This is a genomic window from Microbulbifer mixtoriginis (SeqCode) (assembly GCF_052466865.1).
The window spans coordinates 4,209,234-4,234,699 of sequence record NZ_CP174293.1 but is presented as its reverse complement, the minus strand read 5'-3'; the positions used below and the strand labels follow the sequence as shown (position 1 = coordinate 4,234,699).

The window sequence follows — 25,466 nt, the reverse complement described above, 5'->3', positions numbered from 1 at the left end:
CCAAAGCAAGTTTTTCGGCAATAAAAAATTGGGTTAAGAGTTTTCATCCAAGACCTGCTGTACCAGTGCAGAATCCACATAGGCAGTGCCTTCAGTAATTAAGCCATTCTCAAATTTAACAATCCAACAGTAGGTATTGTTGTACCTTCTACCATTTAATGCGATGCAGGTGCTCTCCATTTCAACCACCGCATAGTCCCCGTCGATTAGTATTCGCTTGACCTCCATCATTACCTTACCTCCTTGGAGTACCTTGCCAATTCCATGAAAGGCACGCTCAACCAATTCTCTCTTGGAGGAATATTCGCCAGCCATAGCATGGGTGCCCTTTACAACCCAGTGCACATTGTCCGCAACGCGCTCTAAAAATGGTTGGGGGTCGGTACGGAGAGCGTTGAATACCTCTTCGACAGTTTTCCGTTCGAGCATATCGGTAGCTCTCCACTAGATTAAAATTAATAGTGTTTTCGATAAAGTGCTGGCAGATATGAATATAGCGCACGGGGATCGTAAATGGTGTGGCTGTGAATTGTGAGTAAAACAGGCAGCTAGGGTGGTTACTGCAGAATAACAGCTCCATTACTTTCGTCTGGTGCGACTGTAAGTGTAGCCTGGCCTAAACCTTTCACTATGACGGTAAATCGCTTTAAGTAAGCGGGGTTATATCGTAAGTGTGAGCCATTGTAGATACAGTGTGTACACTGGATGTTATTCACAGCTGGCACTGAGATCTATATATTATTTTTTTGTTTGCTCGTAAAAGTCCGACTTCAAGCGCAGGCGACTACTTTCCGCCTCTGCCTGGCGCTGAAGTCGGTTTACTGCATTGGATCGGCTTTAGTGGCGGATCAGTTCCAGAACAGCTTAATAGAACCCTTCCCAAACCACTGTTAATGGCACTACTGCTTGTCTTTACCTAGGTGCCGGTCGATGGCGGAGTTTGAATCAGGATGGGTTTCACTATTCTCATCCTGATGAATTAAATTCATGGCGCATAGGATTAAAATCCAAATTCTACTGCCTCGTTCTCACTGTGCCGTGAGATACCCTAATTCATTTCTGAGAGTAACTTTCCGGACTCACCTTGTTACATGGGTAAGTGTTGGTGATAAAACGGGAAGGCGGTATGAGAGAGAAGTGTAGAAATCCTGGGAATAAAGTAGGAGGCTATTGGGTGGCTACAGTTTATAAGGGGAGTTTCTCAGTAATATAGGACTTTGTTATCAGTAATTAGATCCCAGTTCTTAAAATGTCAAATTGAATCCTCTCCTTTAAAGTTTGAGATCAACTTTTTACTTCTAAAATTGTGAATAGATTGAGCCGATAAATTCAGCTATTGGCAGCCTGGAGTACCTATGGTAGCGGCAAAAGAGGCACTTTCAAAAAAACAGATCATTGCTCTAATCGCATTAACCTTTGCGATTTTTCTAATCGCCAATGACTTTACAGCTTTCTCTGTGGCAATACCGGCTATGCAGAGACATTTCCAGGTCGATATTTCTACGATGCAGTGGGTAATTAACGGTTATGCACTGGTATTCGGTGTGTTGATTGTCACCGGAGGTCGCCTGGCTGATATGTTTGGGCGTCGCCGTCTGTTTTTTATTGGCAGCAGTATTTTTATTCTGTTTTCTCTATTGGGTGGCTTTGCGGTGAATGTCTGGATGCTATTGGGCAGCCGGGCGCTGATGGGGGTGGGTGGGGCCTTGATGTGGCCGGCAATTCTTGGAATGACCTATCAGATTATGCCAGAGGATCGAGCTGGACAGGCTGGTGGTTTGATTATGACAGTTTGCGGGTTTGCCAATTCGGTTGGGCCGCTACTCGGAGGCTTGCTTACTGATTTCCTTAGTTGGCGTTGGATATTTCTTATTAATTTCCCTATTGCGCTTATCGCTATGTTGATTAGCTGGCGAGTAATTGATGATGACAGTCCAGAAAAATCTGGTGAGCAGGTGGATTATGCAGGAATTATTTTCCTGTCGATTTCTTTATTAACACTCTTGCTGGCTCTGGATTTTGTTGTGGATATGGGCTTGAGTAGCTCCTTGGTTTTGGGGTTGCTTATCGTTTCTGTTATTACATTTTGTTCTTTTTCCTGGGTGGAGGCTCATGCGAGGGTAAGCCCACTCATCCCTGCGGATGTGGCAACAAATGGGCGATTTTTTACTGTGGGCATTACCACGCTGTTACTCTCCGTGATTTTTGTCTCGATGTTGCTTTATGTACCACAATTTTTAATAAAAGAATTAAAACTCTCCGCTGTCTGGTCTGGTGCCGGCTTGCTGCCGGTTATGATTACTTATGGAATTATTTCCTATGTTGCTGGCAGGCTATATGCCATGCTTGGGGCCAAAGTGATTTTGTCAGCGGCAGCTATCTTTCTTGGTGGAGGGATGTTTTTGTTATCGAACCTCTTGGAGCACACCCGTTATTTTCATTTAGTACCTGGCTTAATTTCTCTAGGAATTGGGCTGGGTCTATTTTTTCCCACCATTACCACTGCTGCTGTTACTGCAGTGGGCCCTGATCGAGCTAGCCTTGCTGCAGCCCTGATTTTTATGTTTCAGATTATTGGTGGAGCGATAGGGCTGGCAATGAATACCACCATAGTATCCTTGGCCCCGAGTTTAGCCACAGGTATTGATCGTGCGTTTGTGGTCAATGCTTACTTGGCTTTATTGGCGCTGCTGGTATGTGTTCTGTTTGTACGTGGAAAGCCTGCAGATAACAAAATGTAAAATATAAATCCTAGTTGTTTAATTGTTGATATTTCGGTGTTTATAAATTTTATCGATAGCCAGTGAGGATTCTTTGAATAAAGTTGTTGGCTTACTAACTTAAAGTTGAACTTTAAGTTAGCGGTTTTTTGCTGAGGTTGCTTTTTTGTCAATCATTATTTGATTTTTTTATGGGGAAATGCCCGCTTTTTGCATAGGGTTATAAATTTTAAAAACTATGCCCCTTGCCTATTAACTAATAGGATTGATTGGGGGAAAATAAGCGGAGTGCTCAATTCTTAGAATGGACTCTCAGATGTTAATTCACATCGTGATGAATCATCAGGCTGGCATTACATTGGGCATTGAGTAGAAACGGGACTTATTGGTGCTAACCCCTTTCTTGGCTCCTGCGTTTAAATTGCTGATTTCGAAGCAGTGATAATGACGCTGTGCAGTGCGTGTTAACTGTGGATGGAGCCTTGTGAAGGCAAATACCTGCCCCGGGAGAATTAACCTCCCTTTGTTTAAGGAGAAAAGATTGTGATACCCATTGTCGACCGCGCGAGCGCGGAATCCATCGCCCCTTTCTGGCGCATGCCTTTTCGACCTTTCTTTTGGGGTGGTGCCCTGTGGAGCATGATCGCATTACTGATCTGGCAGGCCTCTCTGTCCGGTTGGCAGCTGCCCGCCCTACGTGTGGGGGTTGCCTGGCATTCCCATGAAATGTTGTTTGGCTTTGCCGCGGCAGTAGTGGTGGGCTTTTTGGGTACCGCCATGCAAACCTGGACCGGAATTCCCTCACCAAAGGGGACTCAGCTAATAAGCCTGGTGGGTTTATGGTTGCTGGCACGCCTGGGATATCTCTTTGCGGCAGTGCCTCTGTGGATGCCGGTCGTGGCCGAGGTGTCTTTCTTCCTGCTGGCTGCATTCTTGTTAGGGGCGCGTGTACTGCGCACCAAGCAATGGCGCAACTTATTTGTACTGCCGGCTATGTTGGCCTTTGCTGGACTGGCGGCCAGCCACTGGTTGTTACCCGCTGCGCAGAGCCGGGTGGCGTTGATGGCTCTGCTCTTGGTGACGGCGATTATTTTGGTGATTGGTGGCAGGGTTATTCCTTTCTTTACTGCGCGACGCTTCCATTTGAGCCCGCGTGAGAAGTTACCCATTGTGGAATGGGGCACGCATATTGCGGTCGTACTCCTACTGCTTAGTGTGGCCTTGGATCTGCCCAAGATAGTTTGGGCATTGCTGGCCATTACCCTGGGTGTTTTGCAGCTGGTAAGAGTGTTGCGCTGGCATCCCACCAAGATCTGGGCGGAGCCCATGGTTTGGTCCCTACACCTCAGTTATTGGTTGGTGATTTTGGGTTGTTTTCTCGCCGCTTTGGCCTGGAGTGGAATCGCGCCCGCTTGGCAGAGCCCAGCGCTACATGCTTTTGCGGTGGGTGGCATTGGTGGTTTGATTCTGGCTATGACCAGTCGTGTGAGTTTGGGGCATACCGGCCGTATTTTACAGGCGCCGCGTCTTATGCCGTTGGCGTTTGCCGCACTGGCGTTATCCGCCCTGGCCCGTATTTTCTGGGCGCCGGCTCCCAGTGGCTTTCTCGCTGCTATTGTTGCCTGGGTGCTGGGTTACTCACTTTTCCTGATTTACTACACCCCAGTTCTATTTCAACCCAGAGTAGATGGTCACCCAGGCTAAAACTTACAAAAGGTTGTGAGGTGCTGCTTTGCTTATTTGCAAGCGGCACCGTTGTTCCTTTCAGGGGGTGTCGGCTTTATCAACCTGGGGGAAACCATCGAGTTCTGGTACTTTGCCAAGGTCCTTGTCCCAATCGGCTTTACTGGCCATAAAGATATGTGCATTGGGTCTAATGGTTATAGGGCTGTTAAGGCTGCCAGCGGGCACTGCCAGTAATCCTGCTTCTTTGTCGGCAAAGGGCAGGGCGGATCCGCATTGACCGCAGAAGCTTTTTACGTGTCGGGTTGAAGGGAGTTTAAAGACCTTGATGAGTTCTTCCCCGTGGTTCCAGTGGAGCTTGGCCGAGGTGGAAAAGAGGCTGGCGGCATGGGCGGAACCAGTGTCTTTACGGCAGTGGTCGCAGTGGCAAAGGAAGAAGCTTTCAAAAGCCCCCTCCACTGTGAACTGGACTTCATTACAGAGGCATGAACCTTTGTGATTCATTTTTTTCTCCATTTATTTTTTTGTGGCAAAGGATTTTTTGCGCGTGAAATCTGACGATCGTGCAGTGACTAAGAACTACTTGTCCTTTTCGACTACATCAATCACGCCGCTAAGGTATGGCACCGCGTTGCCGGAGATGATCACTCGCTCTCCATCAAGCTGGCAGTGTAGCAGGCCTCCGCGTTTTGAGGCTTGGAAGGCTATCAGGTTTGATTTTCCCAGTTTTTCTCCCCAGTAGGGTGCCAGTCCGGTGTGAATGGAGCCGGTTACTGGGTCTTCAGCACCGCCATTGGTGGGCCAAAAATACCTGGAGATAAAATCGTATTGCCTAGATTGTGCGGTGACTACCACATCATAGGGAGCGAGTTTTGCCAGCCTGGCGGGGTCCTGCTGCAGTTGCAGAATATCCTCTTCGTCAGCGTAAATGGCAAAGTAGGCTTGATTGTTGCGCAGAACTTCTCTCGGTGTGATCGATAGCCCTTCGAGCAGGTCACAGGGAATGTTAGCTAATGGCTGTGGGGTGCGGGAGGGAAAATTCATAGCGAACAGGCCGTCCCCTCTATGAGTGACATGCATCTCACCGACTGCCTCGGCAAATAAATCCAAAGCTTTTAAATGTGGGTGCTTTCGAAAGACTACAAAAGCAGAGGCCAGGGTGGCGTGGCCACAAAAGTCGATTTCGGTTAACGGAGAAAACCAGCGGATATGATATTCGCTGTCGCTGCGTTTGAGTAGGAATGCTGTTTCCGAGAGATTGTTTTGTGCGGCGATGGATTGCATCAAGGGCTCGCTGAGCCACTTTTCAGTAATGATTACCCCTGCAGAGTTGCCTCCAAATTGGGCGCTGGTGAAAGCGTCGACGATATCGATTTCTACCTGCATATACGATCCTTTGTATGTGTCTATTCTCTTGTTGCGCCTGCCTTGAGGTTTTCTGATTTGTATCAGTTGCTCCGCTGTTACTCCAGCATACAGTGAGCTTCGATCGGTAGATAACAAAAGTTATTTATCACAAGCAGAAATTGAAGTGGGATGTTCTAGGGGGGGGAGGATGCTGCACACAGATGTCGCGATTGTAGGGGCGGGTCCTGCGGGTCTGGCTTTGGCGCTTATGCTGGCTGCTCGGGATTGCAGGGTAACGTTGCTGGAGCGCCAGGATGATGAAATGCTGGCGTGTCCAGAGAACGATGGGCGGGAAATTGCGCTCACTCACAAATCCGTAAGATTGTTGCAGTCTCTAGGAGCCTGGCAGCGGCTGAAGCCCGAGGAGCAGAGCTCGCTGCAGTCTGCGCAGGTGGTGGATGGCGATTCCCCCTCTAGTCTGGACTTCGATACTCGGGGGCGAGGTCCACTGGGCTTTATTGTGCCCAATGCTGCAATTCGGCGGGTGCTTTATGAAGCGGTGCGTAAGGATAGCAATATACAGCTGCTGCCTAATAGTAAGGTGATTGGCACAGGTTGCGAGACGAGTCGGCGACTGGTACAGCTTGAAGGGGGGCAGGTTGTTACTGCGGCCTTGTTGGTGGCGGCGGATAGCCGCTTTTCTGAGGTTCGTCGTATGGCTGGGATTGGCGCAGATATGCGCGACTTCGGCAGGGTTGCGGTGCTAGGTCCGGTGCGCACAGAGCGGGAGCATGGTGGCGTTGCCCGGGAGTGTTTTCGTTACGGTTCAACCCTTGCTCTACTGCCAATGTCCGATGCGCAAACCTGTTCGGCGGTAGTGACGGTATCCGCCAATTGTGCCGAGGAAATGATGGCCTACAGCGATAGGGAATTTGCGGCCCATGTACAGAGAGAGAGCGCTGGGGCTCTTGGGGCTGTTGAGGCTTTCACTAGGCGCCATTGTTACCCGCTGGTGGCAGTTTATGCCCATCGATTTCTTGCTGAGCGCTTTGCCCTGGTGGGAGATGCTGCGGTGGGGATGCACCCAGTTACGGCGCACGGTTTTAACCTGGGCTTGGCCGGCGCGAATACTCTGGCTAGCCAATTGCATAATGTAACGCGGCTGTATCAGCCGGCGGGGCTCTCCCTTGCATTGTCTCGCTATCAGGCTCAGCACCGTTTGGATTCGCACCCTATTTATACCGGTACTAACCGGGTTGTGGACCTTTTCACCGATGATCGACTGCCAGCGAAATTATTACGCAGAGCGATATTGCGTATCAGTGAACATTTTCCACCGGTACGGCGTGCCATAGTGCATCAGCTCACCCGCTAAACAGCAAGGCTTGATGTGATGAATGCACACAGGGCCGTGGCATTGGAAGTAAGAATCGGCATATGCAGTGGGCTGTATTTGCGGGATTTTCTTCCTTTTCTATACTGATCAGCGAGGTATATTCGAGGCTGTTCCCGACTGAAGGGGAAAACAAATGCCAATTGTGGCTTGACTCATGGGGACGCTAACCATAGAATGCGCAGCCTCTTGAGTGGTTGGGCTGGTCCCGCCGCAGGGAAACAAAGGTCAACCAGGCTTTGTTTCTCGGAGTTGTTGCGGGGTGGAGCAGCCTGGTAGCTCGTCGGGCTCATAACCCGAAGGTCGTAGGTTCAAATCCTGCCCCCGCTACCAATTTTGCTTTTAGCAAAAACTTTGATGTGCATTTGTTGTTGCGGGGTGGAGCAGCCTGGTAGCTCGTCGGGCTCATAACCCGAAGGTCGTAGGTTCAAATCCTGCCCCCGCTACCAATTTTGCTTTTCTATGAAAAGCTTTGATGCGCATGTGTTGTTGCGGGGTGGAGCAGCCTGGTAGCTCGTCGGGCTCATAACCCGAAGGTCGTAGGTTCAAATCCTGCCCCCGCTACCAAATTTTGCATTCATGCATACTGGCTGCATGAATGTGCGGTCAAAGCCCCGTCAGGGGCTTTTTCGTATCTGCAAGAAAAGTTGCAGATAATTTTCGAAGTGGGCCGCAGGCCCATTTTTTGTATGTGGTGACGTAAATGGCGAGCAAACGCGAATTGCTGGAAGAACTTCTGGCGCCGGTGGTGGCATCGCTGGGGTGTGAACTGTGGGGGATCGATTATCAGACCCATGGTCGCAACGCGCTGCTGCGCATCTATATCGATTCTGAAAATGGCATAGGTGTGGAGGACTGCGAGAAAGTCAGTCGCCAGGCCAGTGCCGTACTGGATGTGGAAGACCCCATTAGCGGTAGATATACCCTGGAGGTCTCCTCCCCAGGACTAGACCGTCCCCTGTATAAGCTGGAGCAGTACGAGCGTTTTGCCGGTGCCCAAATCGAGGTGCGCCTGCGTATGCCGCTCGACGGTCAGCGCAAGTGGCGCGGCCTGCTGGCCGGTGTGGAAGGGGATGAAGTCGTTCTGCGCGTGGACAGTGAAAATGAATACCTGCTGCCGATCGACAGCATCGAGAAAGCAAATATTATTCCCCAATTTACCAAGTAACCTGTAGGAGCCTGAGCTCAGGCGATTTTGAGGCACAGTTGCATGAACAAAGAGATCTTGCTGGTAGCCGAGGCGGTATCCAACGAGAAGGGCGTTGACCAGGAGATTATTTTCCAGGCCATCGAAGCGGCATTGGCAACGGCCACGAAGAAGCGCTACGACGAAGATTCAACCATTGAGGTTATCATTGATCGTCGTTCGGGCGATTACGAAACTTTCCGCAGCTGGGAAGTAGTCGGTGATGAAGTCCTGGCGGAGCTGGGTACCCAGTTCACCCTGGAAGAAGCTCACGAAAAAGATGCTGACCTGAAAGCAGGTGACGTTTTCCGCGAGCAGGTGGAAAATGTAGAATTTGGCCGCATCGCTGCACAGACCGCCAAGCAGGTTATCGTGCAAAAAGTACGTGAAGCCGAGCGCGCCAAAGTTGTAGACGAGTACCGCGATCGCGTCGGAGAGATGGTCAGCGGCACTGTGAAGAAGGTGACCCGCGACTTTATCGCTGTAGACCTGGGGAATAACGCCGAAGCGCGCCTGCCCCGCGATCAGCTGGTTGGCCGCGAAATTTTCCGCCTCGGAGATCGTGTGCGCGCAATTCTGTTGGAAATCCAGCCGGAAGCCCGCGGCCCTCAGTTAATGCTGAGCCGCTCCTGCCCGGAAATGATTATCGAATTGTTCCGCATTGAAGTGCCGGAAATCTCCGAGCAGGTAATCGAAATTAAAGGCGCGGCCCGCGATCCCGGCCTGCGTGCAAAAATCGCAGTAAACACCAATGACGGCCGTATCGATCCTGTCGGTGCTTGTGTGGGCATGCGCGGTGCGCGTGTTCAGGCAGTCTCCAATGAGCTGTCTGGTGAGCGTGTGGATATCGTGCTGTGGGACGAAAATCCGGCCCAGTTTGTAATCAACGCCATGGCGCCGGCGGAAATTGAATCCATCGTTGTCGACGAAGACACCGGCTCTATGGATGTGGCGGTAGCTGAGGAAAATCTCGCTATGGCTATCGGCCGCAGTGGCCAGAATGTTCGCTTGGCTTCAGAGCTGACTCAGTGGCAAATCAATGTCATGAGTTCCGACGAGTGGCAGAATAAGCAGGAGGCTGAATCTAGCTCCATCATGCAGGTGTTTATCGATCGCCTGGATATTGATGAAGATGTCGCCTCTGTACTGGTGGAAGAGGGCTTTACCTCCCTAGAGGAAGTGGCTTACGTGCCCATCGAAGAAATGCTCGGAATCGAGGGCTTCGATGAGGATATCGCCGAAGAGTTACGCGCCCGAGCCAAGGATTCCCTGCTCACCCAGGCCCTGGCCTCTGAAGAAAAGCTGGATGCTTCTGAGCCCCAGGAAGATCTGTTGAATATGGATGGTATGGAGCGCCACCTGGCCTTCCAGCTGGCCAGTCGCGGTATTTCCACGATGGAAGACCTGGCGGAACAAGCAGTGGATGACCTGCTCGATATCGAGGGTCTCGATCAGGAGCGCGCCGCAGCGCTGATTATGAAGGCGCGTGAGCCCTGGTTTGCCGACGATGATGGCGAGCAGGCTTAAACACACCGCAATAAGTATTACGTATAAGTAACCCCCTCCGACCAAGTGACTTTTAGGAGAGAGAATGGCCGAAGTAACAGTTAGCGAACTCGCCAAATCGGTTGGTGCCACCGAAGACCGTCTGCTCAAGCAGATGAAAGAAGCGGGTTTGCCTCACACCTCTGCGAATGCAGTGGTGTCAGATGAGGAAAAGCAGGTCCTGCTCAGTTTCCTGAAAAGCAGTCACGGGGAGCAGGGCGCTAGCCCGCGCAAGATCACCTTGAAGCGCAAGACCACAACCACGCTGAAAACCGGCTCTGGCACCGGCCGTAAAACTGTAAACGTGGAAGTGCGCAAGAAGCGCACTTATGTGAAGCGTCCACAGGCTGAGCTTGAAACAGGAGCTGGTACCGAGAGCGCTGCCGAGGTGGAAGAGGCTCTTCAGGGTGCGGATGCTACTGCTATCACAGAAGCGGAAGCCAAAGCAGCCGCTGAAGCTAAAGCAGCAGCGGAAGCCAAGGCTGCTGCTGAAGCTGAGGCCGCTCGTCGCGCTGCTGAGGAAGAGGAAGCACGTTTGAAGGCTGAGGCAGAGGCGAAAGCCGCTGCCGAGGCAGAAGAGAAGGCTCGCGCGGAAGCCGCCGCAGCAGAAGCCGCTAAAGAAGCACAGAAAGCCGATAAAAAGGCAGAGGGTAAACCCGTAGATAATGTAGCGAAAAAGGCGCAACCCGCCGCACCCATCCGCTCAACGTATGTAGACGATATTGAGGCGATGCGTATCGCCGCGATGGAGCGTCGCAAGCAGCAGGCTGAGCAAGAGAAGCGCGAGCTAGAAGAGAAGAAGGCGAAAGTAGAAGCCGACCGACGCGCAGCTCAGGAGAAAAAAGAGAAAGCTGCCCAGGCAGCCAAGACTAAGCCCGCTAAGCCTGCAGAGAAAGCTGAAGAGGTTAAACCCTCTCTGCGTCGCAAGCTGGAAACAGCTCCAAGTGAAGATCGCACTGAGGACGAGCCACGCAAACGCCGCGGTCGTCGCTCCAAGTCCGGCCCGAAGAAGTCCAGCAAAACCTCTCTGTACGAGCAGGCACTGGAAGTATTTGAGGAAGATGAAGCCAGCAAGCGCAGCACGCGCTCCCTGTCTCGTCCGAATCTGAAAATTAAACCGACTCATGGGTTTAAACGGCCCACGGAGAAGCAGGTGTACGAAGTACAGTTGGGCGATACCATCACCGTCGCAGAACTGGCCAAGCAGATGAATGTGAAGGCTGGGGAGCTGATCAAGCGCCTGATGAAAATGGGCGAGATGGCTACCATCAACCAGAGCCTGGACCGTGAGACTGCACAGTTGATCATCGAGGAAATGGGCCACAAAGTCGTAATGCGCTCCGAGACCGAGCTGGAAGACAGCTTGGTGGCGCATGCCAAGGCTCAAGAGGGCACCGAGGTTACCCGCGCACCGGTAGTAACCGTAATGGGGCACGTCGACCACGGTAAAACCTCTTTGCTCGACTATATCCGCAAGACCAAGGTGGCTTCTGGTGAGGCTGGTGGTATTACCCAGCATATCGGTGCCTACCGAGTGAAAACCAGCCAGGGCGAGATCGCGTTCCTAGATACTCCGGGACACGCCGCCTTTACTGCCATGCGTGCCCGCGGTGCTCAGGCCACCGACGTGGTAATCCTGGTAGTGGCCGCCGATGATGGCGTTATGCCGCAGACCGAGGAAGCCGTGAATCACGCCCGCGCCGCCGGTGTACCGCTGGTTGTTGCCGTGAACAAGTGCGACAAAGAAGCCGCGGATCCCGATCGCGTGAAAAATGAGTTGGCCGCAAAAGACGTAATCCCAGAAGACTGGGGCGGCGATACCCAGTTCATCAACGTATCCGCGCATACTGGCCAGGGTATTGATGACCTCCTGGAAGCGGTGTCCCTACAAGCGGAAATGCTGGAGCTGAAGGCCAAGGTAAATGTACCGGCCACTGGCGTTGTGATTGAGTCCCGCCTGGAAAAAGGCCGCGGTGTTGTTGCTACCCTGCTGGTGCAGAATGGCGAATTGAAGCGCGGCGACATTATCTTGGCTGGTCAGAGCTATGGTCGCGTACGTGCCATGACCAACGAGCACGGCAAGCAGGTGAAGGAAGCTGGTCCGTCCACCCCAGTAGAGCTGCTGGGTCTGGATTCCACCCCGAATGCCGGTGACGAGTTCATGGTGGTTGCCGATGAGCGCAAGGCCCGTGAGGTGGCTGAACAGCGCGCTGACAGCGAGCGACGCGATCGTATGCAGCGCCAGCAGGCAGCCAAGCTGGAAAACATGTTTGCGGATATGGAAGCTGGCGAGCGCAAGGTGCTGCCGGTTGTCATCAAGGCCGACGTGCGTGGTTCCCTGGAAGCTATTCTGGGTGCACTGGCGGATATCGGTAACGAAGAGGTTTCTGTAAATGTAGTCTCCAGTGGTGTGGGTGGTATCGCCGAGAACGATATCAACCTGGCACTGACCTCTGGTGCTATCGTACTGGGCTTTAACACCCGTGCCGATGTTGCAGCGCGTAAAACTGCAGAGACCGAAGGCGTAGAGATTCGCTACTACAGCGTGATCTACAACCTGCTCGACGAAGTGAAGCAGGCACTGTCTGGTATGCTGGAGCCGGAAGTTCGCGAAGAGATTGTGGGTATTGCCCAGGTTCGCGATGTATTCCGCTCACCGAAGTTTGGCGCGATTGCCGGTTGTATGGTTACCGAGGGTACCGTTTACCGCAACAAGCCGATCCGCGTGCTGCGCGACAACGTTGTAATCTACCAGGGCGAGCTGGAATCCCTGCGCCGCTTCAAAGACGATGTGCAGGATGTGCGCAACGGTATGGAGTGTGGTATCGGGGTGAAGGACTACAACGACGTTAAGTCCGGTGACCAGATCGAAGTTTACGATATCGTCAAGGTTGCCCGCGAACTGTAAAGCGTTCCGGCACCTGGTGAAGGAAAACCCGCGCGGCTTTGGCCGTGCGGGTTTTCCTGTCTTTAAACCGCCATTCTCAATAGGTAAACAATGGCAAGAGAATTCCAACGCGCCGACCGCGTCGCCGATGCTATGCGTCGCGAACTGGCCCAGCTGATTCAGCAGGAAGTGCGCGACCCGCGTCTGGGCATGGTCAATATCAACGATGTTGAAGTCAGCCGTGATCTGACCACCGCAAAAGTGTTTGTCACCTTTGTGGGTGAGGACGACCGCAGTAAGATCAATACCTCGATGGAAGTGCTTAACAAGGCCGCAGGTTTTCTGCGCAGCCAGTTGGCGCGCGCCATCCAGATACGCACCATCCCGCGTCTGTATTTCCGCTACGACGAGACCTCGGTGCGCGGCCAGGAGCTCTCCGCTCTGATCGACAAGGCGGTGCGCGCCGATCGCAAGCACCAAGACGACAGCGACTCTAACGAAGATTGATCCATGGGCCGCAGACCAAAATGGGGCCGGCCGGTTCACGGCGTGCTGTTATTAAACAAGCCCGCCGGTATTACCGCCAATGACGCCCTGCAGAAAGCCAAACGACTCTTTTTTGCCAATCGCGCCGGTCATACCGGGGCCTTAGATCCACTGGCAACCGGTGTGCTGCCGATCTGTCTTGGCGAAGCCACCAAGTTTTCCCAGTACCTGCTCGATGCTGACAAGCGTTACCGCAGCACCTTTGTCTTCGGTATGACCACTGCCAGTGGCGATGCCGATGGTGATGTACTGGAAACCAAAGATGCTTCCGGTTTGACCGAAAAAGCAGTGCTCAAGGCCATGGAAGCCTTTCGCGGCAGCATCAAACAGGTGCCCTCCATGTATTCCGCCCTTAAGCACAAGGGGCAGCCTCTATATAAGCTGGCGCGCCAGGGCTTGGAAGTGGAACGCGAAGCGCGTGAAGTGGAAATTTTTGAGTTTGAACTGCTGAGCTTTACGCCGGGCGCACAGCCTCGTGCGGAAGTTGAGGTGCACTGCTCCAAGGGAACCTATATTCGCAGTATTGCCGAGGACCTGGGTCAAGCTCTGGGTGTAGGCGCCTATGTGGAAGTACTGCACCGCAGTGCTGCCGGCCCCTTCGATGAAGCCGACGCAGTGACCCTGGATGAGCTTACAGAAGAACGCGGTGAAGATAAGGCAGAAGTGCTTGATCACCACTTGTTGCCGATGGATTCTCCAGCGTCTTCACTGCCCAAACTCGTCCTGCCGGACGACTCTGGTTACTATGTGCGTCAGGGGCAACCGGTAATGGATTTGCAGGTCTACCGTATCGGTACAGAAGGTGATATGGTGCGCCTCTTCCTGGAAAACGGTGATTTTCTGGGCGTAGGAGAAATTACCGACGAAGGGTGCGTGGCACCACGACGTCTGGTAAGTGGCACCTGAATGGAAGCTGCTTTTTGGTGAAAGCCAACATTCGGTAACCCGCAAGGTGCCCGCGCGGCGCAGCCGCATTCACGATTAGCTGGTCTGTAAATATGCACGGGCCAGCCGAATCTTTTAAAGCATATTACGACGAGGTAATTCGTTATGGCACTGTCTGCAGTTGAAAAAGCAGCCATCCTGAAAGAGCACGGCCAATCTGAAGGCGATACCGGTTCTCCGGAAGTCCAGGTAGCCCTGCTGACCGCTAACATCAACAAACTGCAGGGTCACTTCTCTGCGCACAAGCAGGATCACCACTCTCGTCGTGGTCTGATCCGCATGGTAAACCAGCGCCGTAAGCTGCTGGACTACCTGAAGCGCAAGGATCTGAATCGTTACGCACAGCTGATCGCCAAGCTCGGCCTGCGTCGCTAAGACCCTGGAATGCCCGCCTCTGGCGGGCATTCTTTTTTAATGCTTGCTGAAAAGTGGCCTTACTGTCATTTTTCAGAAGTCGCACTGCACAGGCCAGCGGAAAACAACCCGAGCTGGATGTGTAGTGTTTGCACCGGCCACCCCAGGTCGGTGGTGGCACATCCCCGTGCCGCCTCGGGTGAGGCTTTCGGAACTCTCTCCCGGGCAACTATGTAGGGGTTACTGGAATGGGCCAGTAACCGTAAGGAAATAGGAAAAAACTAGTGAATCCAGTAAGCAAAACTTTCCAATACGGACAACACCAAGTCACCATCGAGACCGGCCGCATCGCGCGCCAGGCAACCGGTGCTGCCCTGGTTAGCATGGGTGAGACCGTCGTCCTGTGTACTGTTGTCGGCGCTAAAGAAGCCAAGCCAGATCAGGGCTTCTTCCCGTTGTCCGTGCATTATCAAGAAAAAGCCTACGCGGCTGGCAAAATTCCCGGTGGTTTCTTCAAGCGTGAAGGCCGTCCGTCTGAAAAAGAAACCCTGACTTCCCGTCTGATCGATCGCCCGATCCGCCCGCTGTTCCCGAATGGCTTTATGAACGAAGTTCAGGTGATGTGTACCGTTCTCTCCGCTGAGAAGGACATGGATCCGGATATCGCTGCCATGATCGGCACTTCCGCAGCACTGTCTGTTTCCGGTATTCCTTTCGCAGGCCCCATAGGCGCTGCACGCGTGGGTTACACCCAGCAAGACGGTTACCTGTTAAACCCGGGTTATGAAGCTCTGAAGACCTCCGAGCTGGACATGGTCGTTGCCGGTACCAAAGACGCTGTGTTGATGGTGGAATCTGAAGCGCAAGAGCTGCCGGAAGACATCATGCTCGGTGCTGTGCTGTATGCACACCAAGAGATGCAGGCCATCATCAAGGTTTGTGAAGAACTGAAAGCGGAAGCGGGCAAGCCCCAATGGGACTGGCAGGCACCTGCAGAAAATACCGAGCTGAAAACTGCCCTGGAAGGTCAGTTCGGCGAGAAGGTTGCCGAAGCCTACCGCATCACCAACAAGCAAGAGCGCAGCACCCGCCTGGCGGAACTGCGCAACGAAGCCGCTGAAGCCCTGGCTACTGAAGAAATTAGCGCCGATTTGGTAAAAAGCTACTTCGGCAAGCTGGAGAAGAAACTGGTGCGCGGCGCTGTAGTGCGCGGCGAGCCCCGTATCGACGGTCGCGACAGCAAAACTGTACGCTCGATCGCAGTGGAAGTTGGCGCTCTGCCCAAGTCCCACGGTTCCGCGTTGTTCACCCGTGGTGAGACCCAGGCTCTGGTAGTGGCTACCCTCGGTTCCACTGGCGATGCACAGATCATCGACGCCCTGGAAGGTGAGCGCAAAGACTACTTTATGCTGCACTACAACTTCCCTCCCTACTCTGTAGGTGAAGCGGGTCGTGTCGGTGCTACCGGTCGTCGCGAAATCGGTCACGGCCGCCTCGCTCGTCGCGGTATCGCTGCGGTTCTGCCGAGCCCGGACAGCTTCCCCTACACCGTACGTGTGGTTTCCGAGATCACTGAATCCAACGGTTCCAGCTCCATGGCTTCCGTCTGTGGTTCCAGCCTGGCGCTGATGGATGCGGGTGTTCCACTGAAGGCACCGGTAGCCGGTATCGCTATGGGCCTGGTGAAGGAAGACGAAGGCTATGCGGTTCTGACCGATATCCTCGGTGACGAAGACCACCTCGGCGATATGGACTTTAAAGTAGCGGGTACAGCTTCTGGTGTAACCGCGCTGCAGATGGACATCAAGATCGAAGGTATTACCGAAGAGATCATGGAAACCGCTCTGGAGCAGGCCCTGCACGCACGTCTGCACATCCTCGCGGAAATGAACAAGGTGATCGACTCTTCCCGCACCACCGTGAATGAGAACGCACCGCGCTACGCGACCCTGAAAATCCATCCAGACAAGATCCGCGACGTGATCGGTAAGGGTGGTGCGACTATCCGCTCCATCACTGAAGAGACCGGCGCCTCCATCGATATCGAAGATGACGGCACTATCAAAGTCTTCGGTGATGACGGTGAGAGCCTGGAAGCGGCGGTAACCCGCATCGAGGAGATCACTGCGGAAGCTGAGATTGGCGCTATCTACGAAGGTACCGTAGTGCGTATCGTAGACTTCGGTGCGTTCGTTAACTTCCTGCCGGGCAAAGACGGTCTGGTGCATATCTCCCAGATCGCTGAAGAGCGCGTAAATGCCGTAACCGATTACCTGAGTGAAGGTGAGAAGATTAAGGTTAAGGTACTCGACGTTGACCAGCGCGGACGTATCAAGCTGTCCATCAAGGAAGCCAAGGCTGACCAAGCCGCTTCCGAAGAGGCGAAACAGGGTTCCGAAGAGGCGTAAACCTCTCGAGCTGATGAAGCCTGAAAAAACCCGGCCCAGTGCCGGGTTTTTTGTAGCTGTTCAAAGTGGCTTCACACGGAATAAAGGCACTTGCCCCAGGGATTTTTCGGTTAGAATTTGTCGAAAAAGGGGAAAATTTTGCACAACTACTGGCTTCTCGATGCACTCCTTGGTCTCGCTAGCCTGCTGGTTGCCAACCAGTATTGGTATCTCACCCGCGCGCGCTTTCAATCGGCAGCTCTGATAATCGTGGCCGCCCTGATGATTATGGCCCTGGCCGCCCTGGTGGGCGCTTATCGCTATGGCATTGATCCTGGAGTGACAGAGCTGCATCGGGCACTTGCGCAGATCTCCGGTTTTGCCTCCTTCCTGTTGATCGGCATAGGTCTTGCCTGGGCACGTCTGGAAATATCTTGGGGCCGAGATACTCGCGCGCCGGCTTATCTGGTAATGGTTTTGATATTGGCTGGGGCAATTGGTCTCGCGCAAAGTACCAGCATGTCAGCCCTTACAGTGATCGACCTCTTTTCTACTGTGGGGCTGGTACTGTGGTTATTGGTAGCATTATTGGAGCTGATAGCGCCGCGCCGGCTCAAGCGCAACCAAGCCCTGTTAATTGGCGCGGGTGCACTGTTAGTAGTGTTCAATGGGCTCTTTATTGGCACCGGAGCTTCACGACTGTTGGGCCTTGCCCGTACTAATTGGTTCCACCTACTTCTTGCCCTCTCAATTTTATCCCTATTGTGGGCACGTCCATTATTTAATCTGGATCAATCTAATAATGAGTGAAGTTACCTTGCCACTGCAGGGCGGTTGCCACTGTGATGCTGTGCGCTTTCGTGCGATACATCGTCGCCAAAATGGAGAGCCGCTGGTGGCGCACGCCTGTAATTGCTCTATGTGCGAAAAGGTGGGTTACTTACATCTGATCGTACCTGCGGCAAACTTCCAGCTGGAGCGGGGAGAGGAAGCTCTCACTTGTTACACTTTTAATACGGGTGTGGCAAAACACTATTTTTGCCGTCATTGCGGTGTAAAACCTTTTTACATACCGCGCTCCAATCCCGATGGTTACAGCCTCAATGCGCGTTGTCTCGATATTGTGCCGCAGGAATTAGAAGTCGAGCCATTTGATGGGCAAAACTGGGAACAGAATGCTGCGGGATTAGCGCACTTGAGTGCAGCAGAGAAATAGTCACTCGGTTTTTCGGCCAAATAAAAATTGGGTCTTGAGCAAGAAGGAAATACTTCAGGCTTGGTATTCGTGTCGGCTTTTTTGGGGTTATTTAGCAACCGGGTTTTTGGTATTGGAATTAGACCGGTGCAGGAGAGGGAAAATGCAATCTGGGTTGATTCACGCCTATCTACTTGATCATCGCGGTGGCGGCAGGGAGCTGAGCTGGGCAGAGGTAGCAGACTGGCAACCCGGGCAGGGAGTGCTGTGGTTACACATGGATTACACCGATGAGACAGCAGCCCAGTGGTTGCGCACAGAAAGTGGTTTGGATCGTCTGGTGGTAGAGGCTCTCCTGACAGAGGAGTCGCGTCCCCGTACCACGCCGATAGGCGATAGCTTGTTAATCGCTTTGCGCGGTGTGAATCTAAATCCGGCCTCACAGCCTGAAGATATGGTTTCGATCCGCCTGTGGATAGAAGAAAACCGTATTATCAGTACCCGCAAGCGCCGCTTATTATCGATAGAGGATTTGCTCGGGCGCCTGCGCGCTGGTCGTGGTCCCAGCGGTCCCTCTAACTTTATTGTCTCCCTGGTGGATTTACTGGTGCGGCGAATGAGTGATACCGTGGATCAGCTCGAGGAAAAAATTGATGAGCTAGAGAGCTTGGCTCTGGATGAATCTGGTGGTGAGTTGCGTTCAGAACTGGCGCACCTTCGCAAGCAGGCTATTACTCTACGGCGTTATTTATCCCCGCAACGAGAAGCACTGTCTGGGATTATGGCTGCGGAAATGCCCTGGTTCCACGAGGCGAATTTACTGCATATGCGCGAGGTCAGTGATCGCTTGCAGAGGCATATTGAGGATATTGATGTGGTGCGCGAGCGCGCTTCCGTCACTCAGGAGGAGTTATTGAGTTACAACTCCGAGCAGCTGAATAGCCGTATGTACATGCTGTCGGTGGTGGCAGCAGTATTTCTACCATTAAGTTTTTTGACCGGGCTGTTTGGTATCAATGTTGGGGGCTTGCCCTGGGCACAGTCTCAAGAGGGTTTTGTGACATTCTGTATTCTATTGGGCGTTGCCCTTGCCGGACAAATTGCATTTTTCTTCTGGAAGAAATGGTTGTAAGGCTCCTTCAGTAATGCAGTAGAAGAAGCCTTTTTGAAATTAGTTTTTAACCCAGGAAAAATCTACAAAAACTGGGTCGTGGTCGCTTAACCCAGAATAGGTTGCAGAACCGATAAAATAATCAGTGACTTCTAGCGTGTAGTTGGGATTATTGTTGATGATTACTACATGGTCTGTGTCATTTTGTAGCTCATCGGAGCAAGCTTCCAAGCTGGTGTCATTGCCAGAGAGCATATATTGGCAGGCGTGCTTACCGCCGGTTTTTTCGAAAAAGGCCTTCCAGGTTTGGTAGTTAACGCCGCGCCAGCCATCATCATTTTCATCGAATGCCATATTGAAGTCCCCTGCCAAAATAACAGTGGCATTATTTGAGTGGGAGACAATCATATCGGCGATTTGATCAAGTTGCTTTGCCTTTGCGTTTAGGTCGGCATCTTGATGGCCCGCATCCATGTGGGTGTTATAAATATGCACATGATAGTTCTCCGTCACTTCAACGTTGGCCACGGTGAAACCTTTCTCGGTATCACAATCGTTGCCTGAGCATTTATCAAAAGTTTCCTCTTCATAAGTGGCAAAGGAATAATCGTTATCGTCGCGATTGTCCCGGTCAAAGGGGAATTTGGAAAAAGTCAGCAAGCCGTTACCAAAAGAGGTGCCGCCACCTTTCCAGTGTTTTGAACGATAGGGAACCGTATCGTTGCTCAGTTTGTCATCGTCATCCAGGTAGTTGGCTTTGGTTTTACTCCACACCTCCTGCATTAACCAGAGATCCTTGGGGTCGTCATTAAAAGTGCGGATAATTTGTTTGAAATCTGACTTACTGTTGCCACCAATACATTGTAAAAATCCATCCATGTTATACACCATCATGTCAAAGTTGCCTGAGTTGGCATCTTCGAAGCTGGTGTCACCATACTCGTAGCCATCCAGATCTTTTGAGCCCGTGTCATCCACATCATCGATAAATTCGAACCAGTTGCATGAGGTGATCGCATCCCATACATCTTCAAAATCTGCTGCGCTAGCGGGGTAGCTGATCAGTAGAGCAAGGGATATACAGATTTTTCTTATCATTTTTTATTCTCCATGGTTCTTATCGCCGGTGGACTGAAATTAAAAAGGCGAGGCCTTTTTGTCTCGGTCTTTGATTTTTCGAGGGTGGGATAATGGATAGCGTAGATTACAAATTGGAGTAAGGAAGGTTTTTTTTATTTTATTTTTTACTTTAATTGACGTTAATTTGTACGCTTTGCCAGGAAAATACTCAGCGTCAGAAAAGTTAGACACTAACAGGTCGGTCAGTTGAGATTATCCTGACAATAAAGCGGCGCCAGCTACACGATTGCTCACAGGTTTTTCTGCGTCAGTATTTTCTGGTTGGTAATTAAGTAAAGAACTTAGTCGCAGAGCACTCTCTTTAACTTTATTAGAATATGGCCCTGCGTGGTATTGGGTGTGGTTTCTATATGGCGCGCCTAAAAGAAGGGAAGTCAGTAGTGAGTTTGCTTAAGCAAAAATAGTCACCATTTGCCGGGATAAAGCAACGAGTCTGCCCGCGTTATCCCAAAGGCGCGCCTGGATCACCGCATAGCCATCTTCAGCCTGCTCCACCTCTGCCAAATATTGCCACCAATCCGACGCGCTGCGTTGTGGTAGCGGTTCCATCAGCTCCAGCGTCCAGGTGAGCGAGCTGGCCGGTGCTGGAACTTTTAGCATGGGTAGAGTAGCTGGTGGCCAGGCGTCGATGAGTGTGAGTAGATGGCTAATACCTATAGTAGATTCGCTGCCGTCTTTGAAACGCACCCAACCACCCAGTTGCCGCTCCGTGGTGCCGCTGAAGGGGAGTTGGCCACGAGCGATGCGATAGTCATATTTCTGAGTGAATTCTGGCACCACACCCTCGATATAAGGTAGGGCGATACATTTATCCGGGCTGGCAAACTCAGGAGCAGAAGGGGTGTCGACTTTAACGGAAGATTCCCTGCCGCTGCCAAAACTGGCAAGTCCAGCGAGCACAGTTGCGTTATTTTGCTGTAATTGGCCCTGCACCTGGGTGACGGAGCGGCCTGCACGCAGTAGCTGTGCTTCGACTTTTACCGCATCCGCGTTAACCGGGCTGACGAAGGAGAAGGTGAGTGAGCGTAAACTGCTTTCTGCAATCACCTCCGCTGCCATTTTCTCATAGAGCATGGCAGCAACCAGGCCGCCAAAAGTGGCGCGGCCCTGGCTCCAGCCTGTCGGTACCACATTGGCGCCATCTTTATCGCGCCAATCAAGGAGAAGTTCATCAAAAGTCATAGTGTTACCGCTGGTAGAGCGGGCTTTGTGCAGTCCACGGGAGGAGGTGTCTGGGCCACCGCACTGTCGTTAAGTGGCCCCGTAGAAACTTAATTGAAAGTGTGGCTGTCTTCTGGGAATACGCCGAGTTTAACGTCCCCTGCATACTTGCGCAGGGCACCGGGGATATCGCCGGCCTCCACTAAAAAGTTCTTGGAAAATTTCGGCGGCTGTTCGGTAAGGCCGAGGATATCGTTGATAACCAGGACTTGGGCATCGGTATCGCGCCCAGCGCCGATGCCGATTGTGGGCATGGAAACTGATTCTGTGATGCGTTTGGCCAGGGCGCTGGGCACGCATTCGAGCACGAGCAGATCGGCGCCAGCCTGATCTAGGAGGGTCGCATCTTCCAACATTTGTTCGGCGTGTTTTTCGTCGCGCCCCTGAACCCTATAGCCGCCCAGCTTGTGAACGGACTGAGGAGTGAGCCCCAGGTGAGCACAAACAGGGATACCGCGGTCTGTCAGCATTTTGACTGTGTCGGCAAGCCAGGCGCCACCCTCAATCTTCACCATATGGGCGCCAGCCTGCATGATACGGGTGGCATTTGTGAGCGCTTGCTCCGGTGTGGCATATGTCATAAATGGCATATCACCCATGATCAGGGATTTTTTATTGCCCCTTGCCACTGCTTCCACGTGGTAGATCATCTGTTCCATGGTGACCGGCACTGTGCTGTCGTAGCCCAGTACGGTCATACCGAGGGAGTCGCCTACCAGCACGGTTTCCACTCCGGTTTTCTGCGCCATGGCCGCCATGGGCGCATCGTAGAGGGCGACGGTAATAAATTTCTCGCCGTTCGCTTTCATTTTGCGCAGGGTTTGCACGGTAACGAGCTTTTCTAATTCTGAAGGTGCATACATAGCGGTTAACTTCCCGGGTTGTAGTAATGACGGCCCTTGGTGACGGTGAGCATATACTCCACCAGTTGTTGGTAATCCTCGGGGCTATCGACGATATCGATTTCCTCACTGTTGACAATCAACAGCGGTGAGCTGTCGTAAAAGTGGAAAAATTGCGTGTAGGCGTCGTTGAGTGTGGCCAGATATTCGGTGCTGATAACGCGTTCAGCTGGGACGCCTCGATTGCGGATACGAGCCTGTAGGACTTCCAGTGGGGCCTGTAAATAAATAACCAAGTCGGGCTTGGGGGCCTCTAGTGTGAGGTGCTGAAATACCTGTTGGTAGAGCGCGAGTTCATCCGCGTCCAGCGTGACTTGGGCAAACAGTTGGTCTTTCTCGATAAGAAAGTCTGCCACCCGCACGGGTTCAAACAAATCATCCTGGCGCAGGGCCTGAATCTGTTGAGAGCGTTGCAGCAAAAAATGTAACTGGGTGGGTAGTGCGGCGTTTTTGGGGTCGCGATAGAAGCGTTCGAGAAAGGGGTTTTCCTCGGGTAGCTCCAACAGAGTGTCGTAATTGAAGGTACAGGCCAGTTTTTTGGCGAGGGTAGTTTTGCCCACTCCGATATTACCCTCAACGGCAATAAATTTCGGTGGCGTTCTCTCCGGCTGGCCAAACTCACACGAACTGGTTTCGCTGTTGTCGATAACCACGTGCTCGACTCCTCTGGTTGGGGCGTCTTCCCTGATGGGTTACAGGCGCCAAAATACTATCAAGCGGGGCGGCCAGTCGAGTACTTTTAGCGCTGTATTTGAGGCTGTTTAGAATTTCTCCAGGCGGTTTTGTGGGCAATCCTGCAGCAACTGTTGCAATAGCTCCCCCGATGGCAGTTGCAATTGTGGATCGAGCTCAGCGAGTGGCTGCAGTACAAAATTGCGCTCAGCCATACGCGGGTGCGGTACCTGCAGACGCGTCTCGTCTAATTGCTGTTCGCCAAACAAAAGTACATCCAAATCGAGGGTTCGCGCTCCCCAGCGCACCGAGCGCTCGCGCCCGTGAGCCTGCTCAATCGTTTGCAGCTGGTCGAGTAACTCAATGGGCGTTAGTGCGCACTCCAGCTCAGCCACGGCGTTGACATAATCTGGCTGCTCGCCAGGGCCTATGGGCGCACTGTGATAAAAGCTGGAGCAGCGCAGCAGGCGGCAGTCGGGGATTTCCTCCATAGCCGCCAGGGCACTGCGCAGCTGCTTCTGTGGCTCAGACAGATTACTGCCGAGCCCGATAAAAACCCTTTCCATTATTCGGCAGCCTTTGGCTTGCGTCGGCGTCCGCCACGGGAATTGCGGCCACGTCGATTGTTGCCGCCGCTGCGCTGGAGTTTGCGCACCATTTGCTGGCGTTGTTCATCATCGGCTTGCTGAAAGTCGGTCCACCAGTTACCCAGACCGGGTTCAATTTCTCCACACTCTTCGCGCAATAGCAGGAAGTCGTAAGCGGCGCGGAAGCGGGGGTGCTCCAGCTGGCGCTGGGCGCGACTGCCGCCGCGTTGTGGCAGGCGATGCTGGAGATCCCATATCTCGCGCATGGGGATAGAAAAGCGCTTGGGAATAGCGGTGTGGGCCAGTTGGTTACTGGTAATTTTTTGAGCCGCCTGGGCCAGTGCCGGCGCCGGTGGAATCCCTTTCTCGATGAGCTTTTTCTGCTCCTCGTCCACAGCCGGCCACAACAGGGCAGCGTATAGGAAGGCGGGGGTCACGCGCATATCAGCCTGGATGCGCTGGTCGGTATTACGAAGGGCGCGCTTTGTCAGCTCCAGTGCTGCGGGGTTCTTTTCAATTTGGGCTGCATTATCTGGGAACAGGTGCTGCCACAGATGATAGCGGCGCAATAGTTCGAAAGTGCGCTCGCCCTGGCCGCTCATCAGCAGTTTGAGGATCTCGTCAAACAAGCGCGCGGGGGCGATATTGCGCAGTAGAGGAGCCAGCTCTTTTAGCGGGGCCTCGGTAGCGGGTTCGATGGCAAAATCCAGTTTGGCTGCGAAGCGCACCGCACGCAGCATCCGCACAGGGTCTTCTTTATAGCGGGTAGCGGGAGCCCCGATCATGCGGATCAGGCGATTATTAATGTCCTCAACACCCCCGGTGTAGTCGTGAACAGCGAAGCCATCGGTGGTGTAATAGAGAGCATTGACTGTAAAGTCGCGGCGCATGGCATCGCTTTCCAGGTCGCCGTAGACGTTGTCGCGCAGCAACATACCGTGTTCGGATTGTTTTGCTTCGTGCGTCTCGCCATCGCTGTGGTGGCCCCGAAAAGTGGTGACCTCAATAACCTCGCGGCCAATACGAGCGTGCAGGATTCGAAAGCGCCGACCGACAATGCGTGCGCCGCGAAACAGTACTTTAGCCTGTTCTGGTGTAGCGTCAGTGGCAACATCGAAGTCTTTGGGGTGGCCGCCGAGCATTAGATCCCGCACGCCCCCCCCGACAATGTACGCTTGGTAACCTGCTTCCTGTAGGCGTTTCATGACCGTTAGGGCTGCGCGGCTGATATCCCGGCGGGATATATTGTGGTCGTTGCGGGCGATAACCCTGGGGCCTTTCTTGGCCGGCTTGCGCCAGCGTTTGATACTACTAATCAAATTATTGAGCATACGGCTGTCTGTCTTGACTGCTGCCATCTGTTGGTGACCGAAAATGCCCTGTTGGTGCTGAGGCCACATCTCCGGTGGCGACAGGCATTACACCTGCACTTTCCTCCCCAACGAAGTTGGGGCATGTTGTTGCACTACTGGGGCCTCTGTACCTGGGCGGGCCCAGGGGGCGAAGTCCAAAACAGGGGGCGGCAATGGCATCTGCTGTCAGTGTGGAGGACTCGCTGGCGCGATTCTAACACACGCAAAGCAATGCGCCCGCAATCTGCGGGTGCCGGAAAGTTGGGGAAAAGTTTGGGAATTATTATTACAGG

Annotated in this window: 22 protein-coding genes and 3 tRNA genes; 16 read left to right on the top strand and 9 right to left on the bottom strand. The window is 52.9% G+C overall.

Annotated features, from left to right (window positions below; translation table 11 throughout):
• Nucleotides 1-33: 33 nt before the first annotated feature.
• On the bottom strand, nt 34-429 hold the full coding sequence (locus ACJJJA_RS19105; protein WP_444903065.1) for a nuclear transport factor 2 family protein: 396 nt from the start codon (nt 427-429) through the stop codon (nt 34-36).
• Nucleotides 430-1,355: 926 nt separating this feature from the next.
• On the opposite strand from ACJJJA_RS19105, the gene ACJJJA_RS19100 reads away from it, so the two are divergent.
• Nucleotides 1,356-2,741 carry an MFS transporter gene (locus tag ACJJJA_RS19100; RefSeq protein ID WP_444903064.1) on the top strand — a complete coding sequence of 462 codons (1,386 nt, stop codon included), beginning with the start codon at nt 1,356-1,358 and terminating at the stop codon, nt 2,739-2,741.
• A 522-nt stretch (nt 2,742-3,263) separates the two neighbouring features.
• Nucleotides 3,264-4,424, top strand: coding sequence for an NnrS family protein (locus ACJJJA_RS19095; protein WP_444887096.1), 1,161 nt, complete (start codon nt 3,264-3,266; stop codon nt 4,422-4,424).
• 60 nt (nt 4,425-4,484) lie between these two features.
• Here ACJJJA_RS19095 and ACJJJA_RS19090 read toward each other — a convergent pair whose 3' ends face one another.
• Nucleotides 4,485-4,907: a GFA family protein gene (locus ACJJJA_RS19090; protein WP_444883896.1), complete on the bottom strand. Its 423-nt coding sequence runs from the start codon at nt 4,905-4,907 to the stop codon at nt 4,485-4,487.
• A gap of 75 nt (nt 4,908-4,982) precedes the next feature.
• Nucleotides 4,983-5,789 carry a PhzF family protein gene (locus ACJJJA_RS19085; RefSeq protein WP_444903063.1) on the bottom strand — a complete coding sequence of 269 codons (807 nt, stop codon included), beginning with the start codon at nt 5,787-5,789 and terminating at the stop codon, nt 4,983-4,985.
• Between the two features lie 169 nt (nt 5,790-5,958).
• Between ACJJJA_RS19085 and ubiM the strand changes: the two genes are divergently transcribed.
• From ubiM to ACJJJA_RS19015, 14 genes are all read left to right on the top strand, one after another.
• Nucleotides 5,959-7,125: a 5-demethoxyubiquinol-8 5-hydroxylase UbiM gene (gene ubiM, locus ACJJJA_RS19080; RefSeq protein ID WP_444903062.1), complete on the top strand. Its 1,167-nt coding sequence runs from the start codon at nt 5,959-5,961 to the stop codon at nt 7,123-7,125.
• A 274-nt stretch (nt 7,126-7,399) separates the two neighbouring features.
• Nucleotides 7,400-7,476 (top strand) — tRNA-Met (locus tag ACJJJA_RS19075).
• A gap of 39 nt (nt 7,477-7,515) precedes the next feature.
• A tRNA-Met gene (locus tag ACJJJA_RS19070) sits at nt 7,516-7,592 on the top strand.
• A gap of 41 nt (nt 7,593-7,633) precedes the next feature.
• Nucleotides 7,634-7,710, top strand: a tRNA-Met gene (locus tag ACJJJA_RS19065).
• 136 nt (nt 7,711-7,846) lie between these two features.
• Entirely contained in the window at nt 7,847-8,311 is a 465-nt protein-coding gene (gene rimP, locus ACJJJA_RS19060) for a ribosome maturation factor RimP (protein WP_252083179.1), read from the top strand.
• A 42-nt stretch (nt 8,312-8,353) separates the two neighbouring features.
• Entirely contained in the window at nt 8,354-9,856 is a 1,503-nt protein-coding gene (gene nusA, locus ACJJJA_RS19055; RefSeq protein ID WP_444883899.1) for a transcription termination factor NusA, read from the top strand.
• Nucleotides 9,857-9,920: 64 nt separating this feature from the next.
• On the top strand, nt 9,921-12,782 hold the full coding sequence (gene infB, locus ACJJJA_RS19050; protein WP_444903061.1) for a translation initiation factor IF-2: 2,862 nt from the start codon (nt 9,921-9,923) through the stop codon (nt 12,780-12,782).
• Between the two features lie 90 nt (nt 12,783-12,872).
• Nucleotides 12,873-13,268: a 30S ribosome-binding factor RbfA gene (rbfA, locus tag ACJJJA_RS19045; protein WP_252083176.1), complete on the top strand. Its 396-nt coding sequence runs from the start codon at nt 12,873-12,875 to the stop codon at nt 13,266-13,268.
• Nucleotides 13,269-13,271: 3 nt separating this feature from the next.
• Nucleotides 13,272-14,213, top strand: a complete 942-nt coding sequence (gene truB, locus ACJJJA_RS19040; RefSeq protein WP_252083175.1) for a tRNA pseudouridine(55) synthase TruB — start codon at nt 13,272-13,274, stop codon at nt 14,211-14,213.
• A 144-nt stretch (nt 14,214-14,357) separates the two neighbouring features.
• Nucleotides 14,358-14,627: a 30S ribosomal protein S15 gene (gene rpsO, locus ACJJJA_RS19035; RefSeq protein WP_252083174.1), complete on the top strand. Its 270-nt coding sequence runs from the start codon at nt 14,358-14,360 to the stop codon at nt 14,625-14,627.
• Between the two features lie 263 nt (nt 14,628-14,890).
• Complete coding sequence (gene pnp / locus ACJJJA_RS19030; protein ID WP_444903060.1) at nt 14,891-17,014, top strand: polyribonucleotide nucleotidyltransferase; 2,124 nt, start codon at nt 14,891-14,893, stop codon at nt 17,012-17,014.
• A gap of 138 nt (nt 17,015-17,152) precedes the next feature.
• On the top strand, nt 17,153-17,803 hold the full coding sequence (locus ACJJJA_RS19025; RefSeq protein ID WP_444903059.1) for a hypothetical protein: 651 nt from the start codon (nt 17,153-17,155) through the stop codon (nt 17,801-17,803).
• Nucleotides 17,796-18,209 (top strand): GFA family protein, encoded by a 414-nt coding sequence (locus tag ACJJJA_RS19020; protein WP_444903058.1) that lies wholly within the window; start codon nt 17,796-17,798, stop codon nt 18,207-18,209. The genes ACJJJA_RS19025 and ACJJJA_RS19020 overlap by 8 nt, the downstream gene beginning before the upstream one ends.
• A 142-nt stretch (nt 18,210-18,351) precedes the next feature.
• Complete coding sequence (locus ACJJJA_RS19015; protein ID WP_444903057.1) at nt 18,352-19,320, top strand: zinc transporter ZntB; 969 nt, start codon at nt 18,352-18,354, stop codon at nt 19,318-19,320.
• A gap of 39 nt (nt 19,321-19,359) precedes the next feature.
• Here ACJJJA_RS19015 and ACJJJA_RS19010 read toward each other — a convergent pair whose 3' ends face one another.
• From ACJJJA_RS19010 to pcnB, 6 genes are all read right to left on the bottom strand, one after another.
• The gene (locus ACJJJA_RS19010; RefSeq protein ID WP_444903056.1) at nt 19,360-20,397 is read right to left on the bottom strand and encodes an endonuclease/exonuclease/phosphatase family protein; all 1,038 of its coding nucleotides are present in this window, start codon (nt 20,395-20,397) and stop codon (nt 19,360-19,362) included.
• A 432-nt stretch (nt 20,398-20,829) separates the two neighbouring features.
• A complete protein-coding gene (locus tag ACJJJA_RS19005; protein WP_444903055.1) occupies nt 20,830-21,621 on the bottom strand; it encodes an acyl-CoA thioesterase in 792 nt (263 codons plus the stop codon).
• 89 nt (nt 21,622-21,710) lie between these two features.
• Nucleotides 21,711-22,523: a 3-methyl-2-oxobutanoate hydroxymethyltransferase gene (gene panB, locus ACJJJA_RS19000; RefSeq protein ID WP_444903054.1), complete on the bottom strand. Its 813-nt coding sequence runs from the start codon at nt 22,521-22,523 to the stop codon at nt 21,711-21,713.
• Nucleotides 22,524-22,528: 5 nt separating this feature from the next.
• Nucleotides 22,529-23,215 (bottom strand): deoxynucleoside kinase, encoded by a 687-nt coding sequence (locus ACJJJA_RS18995; protein ID WP_252083166.1) that lies wholly within the window; start codon nt 23,213-23,215, stop codon nt 22,529-22,531.
• Between the two features lie 108 nt (nt 23,216-23,323).
• Nucleotides 23,324-23,800: a 2-amino-4-hydroxy-6-hydroxymethyldihydropteridine diphosphokinase gene (gene folK, locus ACJJJA_RS18990; protein WP_444903053.1), complete on the bottom strand. Its 477-nt coding sequence runs from the start codon at nt 23,798-23,800 to the stop codon at nt 23,324-23,326.
• Nucleotides 23,800-25,179, bottom strand: coding sequence for a polynucleotide adenylyltransferase PcnB (pcnB, locus tag ACJJJA_RS18985; protein ID WP_252083164.1), 1,380 nt, complete (start codon nt 25,177-25,179; stop codon nt 23,800-23,802). Before pcnB ends, folK begins: the two co-directional genes overlap by 1 nt.
• Between the last annotated feature and the right edge of the window lie 287 nt (nt 25,180-25,466).

Excerpts from the sequence above, each read along its gene's own strand:
- ACJJJA_RS19105 (WP_444903065.1), bottom strand. The coding sequence starts at position 429 with ATGCTCGAACGGAAAACTGTCGAAGAGGTATTCAACGCTCTCCGTACC.
- ACJJJA_RS19100 (WP_444903064.1), top strand. The coding sequence starts at position 1,356 with ATGGTAGCGGCAAAAGAGGCACTTTCAAAAAAACAGATCATTGCTCTA.
- ACJJJA_RS19090 (WP_444883896.1), bottom strand. The coding sequence starts at position 4,907 with ATGAATCACAAAGGTTCATGCCTCTGTAATGAAGTCCAGTTCACAGTG.
- ACJJJA_RS19085 (WP_444903063.1), bottom strand. The coding sequence starts at position 5,789 with ATGCAGGTAGAAATCGATATCGTCGACGCTTTCACCAGCGCCCAATTT.
- ubiM (WP_444903062.1), top strand. The coding sequence starts at position 5,959 with ATGCTGCACACAGATGTCGCGATTGTAGGGGCGGGTCCTGCGGGTCTG.
- rimP (WP_252083179.1), top strand. The coding sequence starts at position 7,847 with ATGGCGAGCAAACGCGAATTGCTGGAAGAACTTCTGGCGCCGGTGGTG.
- nusA (WP_444883899.1), top strand. The coding sequence starts at position 8,354 with ATGAACAAAGAGATCTTGCTGGTAGCCGAGGCGGTATCCAACGAGAAG.
- infB (WP_444903061.1), top strand. The coding sequence starts at position 9,921 with ATGGCCGAAGTAACAGTTAGCGAACTCGCCAAATCGGTTGGTGCCACC.
- rbfA (WP_252083176.1), top strand. The coding sequence starts at position 12,873 with ATGGCAAGAGAATTCCAACGCGCCGACCGCGTCGCCGATGCTATGCGT.
- truB (WP_252083175.1), top strand. The coding sequence starts at position 13,272 with ATGGGCCGCAGACCAAAATGGGGCCGGCCGGTTCACGGCGTGCTGTTA.
- rpsO (WP_252083174.1), top strand. The coding sequence starts at position 14,358 with ATGGCACTGTCTGCAGTTGAAAAAGCAGCCATCCTGAAAGAGCACGGC.
- ACJJJA_RS19020 (WP_444903058.1), top strand. The coding sequence starts at position 17,796 with ATGAGTGAAGTTACCTTGCCACTGCAGGGCGGTTGCCACTGTGATGCT.
- ACJJJA_RS19015 (WP_444903057.1), top strand. The coding sequence starts at position 18,352 with ATGCAATCTGGGTTGATTCACGCCTATCTACTTGATCATCGCGGTGGC.
- ACJJJA_RS19010 (WP_444903056.1), bottom strand. The coding sequence starts at position 20,397 with ATGATAAGAAAAATCTGTATATCCCTTGCTCTACTGATCAGCTACCCC.
- ACJJJA_RS19005 (WP_444903055.1), bottom strand. The coding sequence starts at position 21,621 with ATGACTTTTGATGAACTTCTCCTTGATTGGCGCGATAAAGATGGCGCC.
- panB (WP_444903054.1), bottom strand. The coding sequence starts at position 22,523 with ATGTATGCACCTTCAGAATTAGAAAAGCTCGTTACCGTGCAAACCCTG.
- folK (WP_444903053.1), bottom strand. The coding sequence starts at position 23,800 with ATGGAAAGGGTTTTTATCGGGCTCGGCAGTAATCTGTCTGAGCCACAG.
- pcnB (WP_252083164.1), bottom strand. The coding sequence starts at position 25,179 with ATGGCAGCAGTCAAGACAGACAGCCGTATGCTCAATAATTTGATTAGT.